At 35.1% G+C, this 7,014-nt stretch carries 8 protein-coding genes; 4 read left to right on the top strand and 4 right to left on the bottom strand.

From position 1 onward, the window contains the following. Nucleotides 1-223: 223 nt before the first annotated feature. Nucleotides 224-673 (top strand): DUF417 family protein, encoded by a 450-nt coding sequence (locus WFK35_RS19030; protein ID WP_336733904.1) that lies wholly within the window; start codon nucleotides 224-226, stop codon nucleotides 671-673. A gap of 14 nt (nucleotides 674-687) precedes the next feature. After that, nucleotides 688-1,803 (top strand): peptide-methionine (R)-S-oxide reductase MsrB, encoded by a 1,116-nt coding sequence (gene msrB / locus WFK35_RS19025; RefSeq protein WP_336733902.1) that lies wholly within the window; start codon nucleotides 688-690, stop codon nucleotides 1,801-1,803. Nucleotides 1,804-1,923: 120 nt separating this feature from the next. On the opposite strand, the gene WFK35_RS19020 is transcribed toward msrB, so the two are convergent. From WFK35_RS19020 to WFK35_RS19005, 4 genes are all read right to left on the bottom strand, one after another. Beyond that, nucleotides 1,924-2,595 (bottom strand): hypothetical protein, encoded by a 672-nt coding sequence (locus WFK35_RS19020; protein ID WP_336733900.1) that lies wholly within the window; start codon nucleotides 2,593-2,595, stop codon nucleotides 1,924-1,926. Beyond that, a complete protein-coding gene (locus tag WFK35_RS19015) occupies nucleotides 2,592-3,206 on the bottom strand; it encodes a hypothetical protein (RefSeq protein ID WP_336733897.1) in 615 nt (204 codons plus the stop codon). The genes WFK35_RS19020 and WFK35_RS19015 overlap by 4 nt, the downstream gene beginning before the upstream one ends. A 120-nt stretch (nucleotides 3,207-3,326) precedes the next feature. Then, entirely contained in the window at nucleotides 3,327-4,172 is an 846-nt protein-coding gene (locus tag WFK35_RS19010) for an ABC transporter permease (RefSeq protein WP_336733895.1), read from the bottom strand. A 2-nt stretch (nucleotides 4,173-4,174) separates the two neighbouring features. Then, nucleotides 4,175-5,077, bottom strand: coding sequence for an ABC transporter ATP-binding protein (locus tag WFK35_RS19005; RefSeq protein ID WP_336733893.1), 903 nt, complete (start codon nucleotides 5,075-5,077; stop codon nucleotides 4,175-4,177). A 117-nt stretch (nucleotides 5,078-5,194) separates the two neighbouring features. Here WFK35_RS19005 and WFK35_RS19000 point away from each other — a divergent pair, with 117 nt between their 5' ends. Then, entirely contained in the window at nucleotides 5,195-6,553 is a 1,359-nt protein-coding gene (locus WFK35_RS19000) for an AAA family ATPase (RefSeq protein WP_336733891.1), read from the top strand. Between the two features lie 135 nt (nucleotides 6,554-6,688). Further along, the coding region (locus WFK35_RS18995; protein WP_336733889.1) for an FAD-dependent oxidoreductase at nucleotides 6,689-7,014 on the top strand (326 nt) is incomplete at its 3' end.

The following is a 7,014-nucleotide window of genomic DNA, read 5'->3' as shown; positions in this document are numbered from 1 at the left end:
AAATGGTGCAGAGCGTATAAAGAAAAGCTGGAAATTTTAGATGAAATTTTAAAGAGAAAACTTTTTAATGAAGAAAAAAGTAAAATTAATGATTCTGAAATTCAGGATTTTAAAGAAAAAATGGTTAAAAATTTAGATCTTTAATAAAATTTTTGTCAGGATTTTGAAAACGTTCCGACTATACTTTTGAAAATAATAAAGTATTAACTCAAAATCTTAAAAAATGAACGGAACTGCACTTAAAATCGATAACGAAAACCTTGCCGGAAAAGCAGGGTATTACCTCTCACTTTTCGGAGCTGCCATTATTCTGCTCTGGATTGGAATCTTCAAATTTACCCCCACAGAAGCGAACGCGATAAAACCTTTGGTGGAAAACCATTTCCTTACTTTTTTCGTATATGATATTGTAAGCATTCAGGCAGTGTCTAATGCTATCGGAGTGATAGAAATTATCATTGCATTACTTTTAATTTTTAGTGTGAAATTTGCATCACTCAGAAAGTACGCCGCCATCGGAATGATTGTTACTTTTCTTACTACCTTAAGCTATTTGTTTACAACTCCGGGAGTTTGGAAAGTGGTCGATGGAATTCCGGTTACAGACTTTTTCATTCTGAAGGATCTGATGCTTTTAGGATTTGGTTTAATGATTTTAAATGTGAAAAAATGAATAATAAGATAAAAATGAAAAACATACTAATTTTACTCAGTGTAGTACTGGGAATAGCAGTTTTTGCGACAAGTTGTGGAGATGCCAGACAAAAATCCACAAACACAAAAAAAGAAAATGAGACCGTTATGGACAACAAAAATGTAAAAGAAGTTTATTTTGCAGGAGGATGTTTCTGGGGAACCGAGCATTTTTTTCAGCAGATTCGCGGAGTGGTAGGAACAGAAGTAGGCTATGCCAACGGAAATAAAAAGAATCCTACATATGAAGAAGTAGTAAGTCATACCACAGGTTTTGCCGAAACCGTAAAAGTGAAATACGATCCTGAAGTAGTAGATTTAAAACTATTAATTGATCTGTATTTTAAAACCATAGACCCGACAAGCATTGATAAACAGGGAAATGACAGAGGAAACCAATACAGAACGGGAATTTATTCCACAGACAAAGAAACGGAAGCGATCGTAAAAGCTGAAGTGGCAAAACTGGCTAAAAATTACAGCAAACCAGTCGTGGTGGAAACCATTCCTTTAAAGAATTTCTATAAAGCGGAAGATTATCATCAGGATTATCTGGATAAAAATCCGGGAGGTTACTGCCACATCGAACCGGGATTGTTTGAAATGGCAAGAAATGCCAATCCGCCAAAAAAAGAAACAAAAGGAAGTAACGAAACCAAATATCAGAAGCAGGATAAAAAGGTTTTAAAAGAAAAATTGACTGCCGAACAGTATAACGTTACTCAGGAAAACGGTACGGAAAGAGCTTTCCAGAACGAATACTGGGATGAAACTAGAGAGGGGATTTATGTAGATATTACCACAGGAGAACCTTTGTTTATCTCCACCGATAAATTCGAATCCGGTTGTGGATGGCCAAGTTTTTCTAAGCCGATTACCAAAAAATTAATCGAAGAGAAGTTAGACCGTTCTCACGGAATGACGAGAGTGGAGGTGAGAAGTAAAACCGGAGATGCGCATTTGGGACACGTTTTCAATGACGGACCTGCAGACAAAGGCGGACTTCGTTATTGCATCAATTCTGCTTCCCTGAAGTTTATTCCGAAAGCGGAAATGCAGGAAAAAGGTTATGGAGAATATATTTCTCTACTCGATAAAGATAAAAAGTAAGTGTTAAGTGAAGAGGTGATTGAAGGGGCTGCCGAAAGGCAGCCTTTTTATGTTTATACTTTAAATTGAGTACTCTGTTATTCAGAAAGGAGCGGAACGAAGTGGAGCGCATTGAAGAATCTATCGGAGTTTTAGCTGAAATCTTTCCTTAATGCTAAACATAGAAATATTCAGAAACAATAGAAAAGCAAATAAAATGTAGTATGCGCCTTTTGGAAGTTGCGGTGCATTTCCAAAAATTTGCTGATAATATTGCGGATTAATAAGATTGTATATTCGATCAGAGAAAGTCGGTTCATAATAATCACGTATCACGTCATTACACAAAAGGCAACTTATTTCTTCAGATTTTTCTGCTTTCGGATCAATGTAATTTACGATTGCAAATACATGCCCTGTTTTTTCTATATCAAAAGCATAAGTGTCCTGTTTTGCAATTGCCATATCATTTAATAAAGAAGCAAAATCACCGTAAGTATTATTCTTATCCAGAATGAACTCAATTCCGGAATTTTTCTCATTTCTTTTCTGCATTGCTTTGATTTCGGAAACAAAAAAATCCGAATTATTTTTGGCTTCATTTGGTGGAACGGCAATTTTCTTGTAATTCCAGTTTCTTAGTGGTTCAAAGGTAGCATTCTGATTATAATTGTCTTTTCTAAGTTTCGCAGGGAGTCCAATGTCAACTACATTATAAACTGTTTTATCAATATATGGATGAATGTAATACCAGAACAAAACAGGAATCAGCAAAGCACTGATTAGTCCCGGAAAATAATAGATCTTTTTCATGCAAACGTTCTTTTAGTTTGAAGATTTTCCTTAATGCTGAACATGGAAATATTTAAAAACAGTAGAAATCCAAAAATAATGAAAAAAGCTTCTTTTGGAAGTTTGAAAAATTTATCTTTAAAAGTTGGTTCTGCATAAGTATAAATGGCATCATTACAAAGAAGGCATTCAACTTCTTTTGCGTTTGGATCCTTATAATAATGAACTGCAAATACATGTCCTGTTTTTTCTATATCAAAAGCATAAGTGTCCTGTTTTGCAATTTCCATATCATTGAGTAAAGAAGCAAAGTCTCCGTAAGTATTATTCTTATCCAGAATGAACTCAATTCCTGTTTCTTTTTGATTTCTTTTCTGAAGAGCTTTCATTTCCGAAACATACAAGTTAGAATTTTCTTTAGCTGTATTAGGATTAACTTTTATTTTTTTATAGTCCCAATGTCTCAAAGGCTCAAAGCTATATAGATAATTATTACCTGTAAGCTTCGCTGGAAGTCCTATATCCATAACACGCAGATTAGCTTCTTCAAGTTTCATATTCCCATAATACCAGAATAAAACAGGAATCAGCAAAGCACTGATCAGTCCCGGAAAATAATAGATCTTTTTCATGGTAATAATTTAATTTCATGTGAATGAAAATTTTAAGCCAAAAAACAAAAAAAGTGATCCGTAAAAAACGAACCACTAAAAAAATAATCTGAATATATTGTGTTGAATGTTTCAAAAAAATTACCAGTCCTTCTTTCTGAGAATCCAGTACGACCCGAAAATAAAAATGGCACACCAAACCAGACACGCAACTAAGCTTTCGGTAGGGTAGTGGAATTCATATTTTCCTCCAAAGATTTGCGCCGCTTTTAAACGCATCATCGGATTGGGAATAAGGCTCGACATACTTTCCAGCGGAAAAAGATGACTGATGAAGAAATCGTCTTTCATAATCTTTAATCGTTCCGCTTCCTGCGTACCTCTTACTTTTGTAAAAACTTCTACGGTAGATAAAATACTTTCTGCAACCCATAAAACAAAGAATGCAAGAAAAACAAACACTGATTTTCTCAATAAAATCGAAAGAAACATCAGGAAACAGAAGAAGGTAAACAACTTCACAAAATAATTGCCAATAAAGAAAACCTCTTCAAAAACCTTCCCAGATTCTGTTGTATCGGAATATTGATACCCTAAAAACATGGTAATCGCAAAAACGATAACTGTAGAAATAATTGTGAAAATGCTTATCGTTAACAATTTAGAGCTGATGAATTCCTTTCTGCTTAAACCGTCAATCGTATTCTGCTTAAACATCCGGTTGCTGAATTCCTGCGAAATCGAAAAAACAATGATTAATCCTAAGAAAATCTTCAGCAAAGCAACAATCCATGTTGTAAAATTCCAGATTCCCGGAAAATTATAAATTCCCTGTTCCTTTAAATTGATTGTTCCTCCGAAAGCATCAAAATCCACCAGTCCGACGAAAAGCAAAGCAATAAGAATCGCAAAATATAAGATCGTAAAAACCTTGAATGGTCTGTAGTTCAGGTTTTTGTAATATTCTAGTTTTAGTAATTTCAGCATGATTATTTTGTGTTTTTTACAAGTTCAAGGAATTGAGATTCAAGAGACAGTTTTTTCTTGGTTAAATGAGACAGGAAAATCCCTTTTTCAGCCAGTTTCTGGTTCAGCGCCGATGCCGAAATAGAAGCATCATCACGAATTTGTGCTTTTAAAATTTCACCTTCCTGCTTCACCGCAGTAAACCACTGCAGTTCATTCAATGCATTTAAAAGCAATGTATTGTTGTCTGCTTTTAATTCAAAATAACCATTATTGGCGGTCATTTCGTCCACCCTTCCGCAATAGATGGAATTTCCCTCCTTCAAAACAATTACATGGCTGCATATTTTTTCAATTTCATCCAGAAGGTGACTCGCAATAATAATCGTAATGCCCTGTTTTGCAATATTATTAATGATATCTCTGATCTGGATAATTCCTTCAGGATCAAGACCATTTGTCGGCTCATCCAGAATAAGAACCTCCGGATTGTTCAGCAATGCCGAAGCAATCGCAAGACGCTGTTTCATTCCCAGAGAATACGTTCGGAACAGATCTTTTTTTCTTTCCAGAAGATTAACCGTTTTCAGCACTTCATCAATTCTGGAATAAGGCGTTCCTTTAATTTCGGCAACAATTTTAAGATTCGTCTCCGCATTCAGATAAGGATAAAAATTCGGCTGTTCTATAATTGCCCCGATTTTTTTCAGCGTATCCGGATCGGTTCCTTTTTTTCCAAACCAGTACCATTCTCCGCTTGTCGGGTTAATCGTAGAAAGCAACATCCCGAAAGTGGTGGATTTTCCGCTTCCGTTCGGTCCTAAAAGTCCGTAAACATTCCCTTTTTCTACATCAAAGGAGATATTGTTTACCACGATTCTCTTGAATTTTTTAGTCAGATTCTTTACTGATAAAATTTTTTCCATGTAATTTGTTTTACATAGTAGTAGTGTATATAATTCACGTTTTGTTACAAATTATATCATCAATCCCTAAAATTTAATTTCTAAAAACATTAAATTTGATAGAATTAATAGGGAATTATGAAGTTAATTGAACTGGCAAAAGAACTTAACGTTTCAGCAGAAGCGATCAAACAGTTTATTCAGGATTTTGATCTTGAGCTTGTAGAATGCATAAGCACAAATTTTGAAGTAAAAGAAGATTTTGAAAAGTTTGCGCGCGAAAACATCGAATTTTTAAAACTTTACGAAAAAGATTTAGACAAAACAAAAACACTGGAACAGATTGCGGAAACCATCAATCAGCCCAAAGAAAAAATAGAAAAAGCCATTAAAGAAGCCGATCCGAATATTTTTGACAACGGTTTCTTCAAATCTTCCATTTCAAGCTACGGAATCGATAACAAACTGGGCGGAAATTATCAGTTTGTCTACGATTATTTCGGGCATAAAACCAGCCTCCAAAAAAGAGATTTTATCGGTTACCGGGATCTGTTCTTCTATATTTCAGGCGTTCTGGAACCGTTTTTAAATCCTCAGCAGATTAAAGACTGGGGAATCAACAAACCTGCCGGAATTATTCTTTACGGACCTCCCGGAAGCGGAAAGATTTTCTGGGCGAATAAAATAGCGGAAATTATCGGCTATCAATTTAAAGAAGTTAAAAAACATTACCTCGGAACTTCCTTTGTAGACGGAACGCAGACCAATTTCAGTGATTTTCTTGCGACGGTAATGAAAGAAGAAAAAATACTGATGTTTCTGGATGATTTTGATGACATCATGATGTCCCGAAAAGCTGAAAATAATGTGGCTTCCTGTAATCTGGAAACGCAGGAGCTTATTCTGCATTATATTTCGAAATTTGAGCAGGAAAATCTTCTGATGGTTGGTTCTGCAAACTCAGTTTCTGAAATTAATGAAGAAATTCTGGCTCCCGGAAGATTTGATGTGATGATCCCTGTTTTTCCGCCTAATCTTGCGGAAAGATCTGAAATCATTTTATACGCGATGACAAAAAATCTGGAGAAAGATTCTCTGCTGTTTAAAATTTTAAAGAATAACAAAGCAAATAAAATCCCTTTCTGGAACGAAGTTTCGTCGCAAATGAAAGTATTCAGCAATACGATGCTGATCGATTTTACCCAAAGTCTGAAAAAGAGAATTAAAAACGAATATCAGAAAACACGGGACGAAAATTTAAAGATCGATCAGAAACTTTTAAAAGGCGCTTTAAGAGATGCGGCAGCGAAACTCACGGAAGAATATCTGGATCAGATTGCGAGATTTTTAGCAGATGCGATCATCAATAATTTCGATCAGTTCCAGCAGAGAATTCAGAATCTTAAAAAAGAACTGGATACTTATAAAGCAGTTGAAGAACCAAGAAGAATCATCGGATTTCATCATAACGGTGAAGAAGAAGGAAGTCAGGGCTAAAAAGGTGAATTCTCTTTGTTTGTGAATTTTGCGTTGCAAGTCAACTGTCAATTTTTATAATATCATGACTCAGAATGAAAAAAAATTCACAAGCGAAGAGAATTGACTATTCACAATTTACCATAAAAATAGCTTATGAACAGCATCTGGGAACTTGAAACTTTTTACAGAAAACGCGAGATTATTATCGTCGGAGCCGGTTTTACGGGACTTTGGACCGCAATTTCCATTAAAGAAAAATATCCCGAAAAATCTGTTTTGATCATTGAACGAAATTCTGTTCCGATGGGCGCTTCCACGAGAAATGCAGGTTTTGCGTGTTTCGGAAGTTTAACGGAAGTGATTGCCGATTCTGAAAAAATGGGCTGGAAAAAAACACTAGACCTTGTAAAGATGAGGTTTGACGGTTTGCAGAAAATTCAGCATTATTTTAAAAATTCTGAAATAGATTTTGATCTGAA

The sequence above is a fragment of the Chryseobacterium sp. VD8 genome, assembly GCF_037149975.1.
GTDB classification, from domain to species: domain Bacteria; phylum Bacteroidota; class Bacteroidia; order Flavobacteriales; family Weeksellaceae; genus Chryseobacterium; species Chryseobacterium indicum.
This window is presented reverse-complemented; position numbering and strand designations above follow the sequence as displayed.

Excerpts from the sequence above, each read along its gene's own strand:
- WFK35_RS19030 (WP_336733904.1), top strand. The coding sequence starts at position 224 with ATGAACGGAACTGCACTTAAAATCGATAACGAAAACCTTGCCGGAAAA.
- msrB (WP_336733902.1), top strand. The coding sequence starts at position 688 with ATGAAAAACATACTAATTTTACTCAGTGTAGTACTGGGAATAGCAGTT.
- WFK35_RS19020 (WP_336733900.1), bottom strand. The coding sequence starts at position 2,595 with ATGAAAAAGATCTATTATTTTCCGGGACTAATCAGTGCTTTGCTGATT.
- WFK35_RS19015 (WP_336733897.1), bottom strand. The coding sequence starts at position 3,206 with ATGAAAAAGATCTATTATTTTCCGGGACTGATCAGTGCTTTGCTGATT.
- WFK35_RS19010 (WP_336733895.1), bottom strand. The coding sequence starts at position 4,172 with ATGCTGAAATTACTAAAACTAGAATATTACAAAAACCTGAACTACAGA.
- WFK35_RS19005 (WP_336733893.1), bottom strand. The coding sequence starts at position 5,077 with ATGGAAAAAATTTTATCAGTAAAGAATCTGACTAAAAAATTCAAGAGA.
- WFK35_RS19000 (WP_336733891.1), top strand. The coding sequence starts at position 5,195 with ATGAAGTTAATTGAACTGGCAAAAGAACTTAACGTTTCAGCAGAAGCG.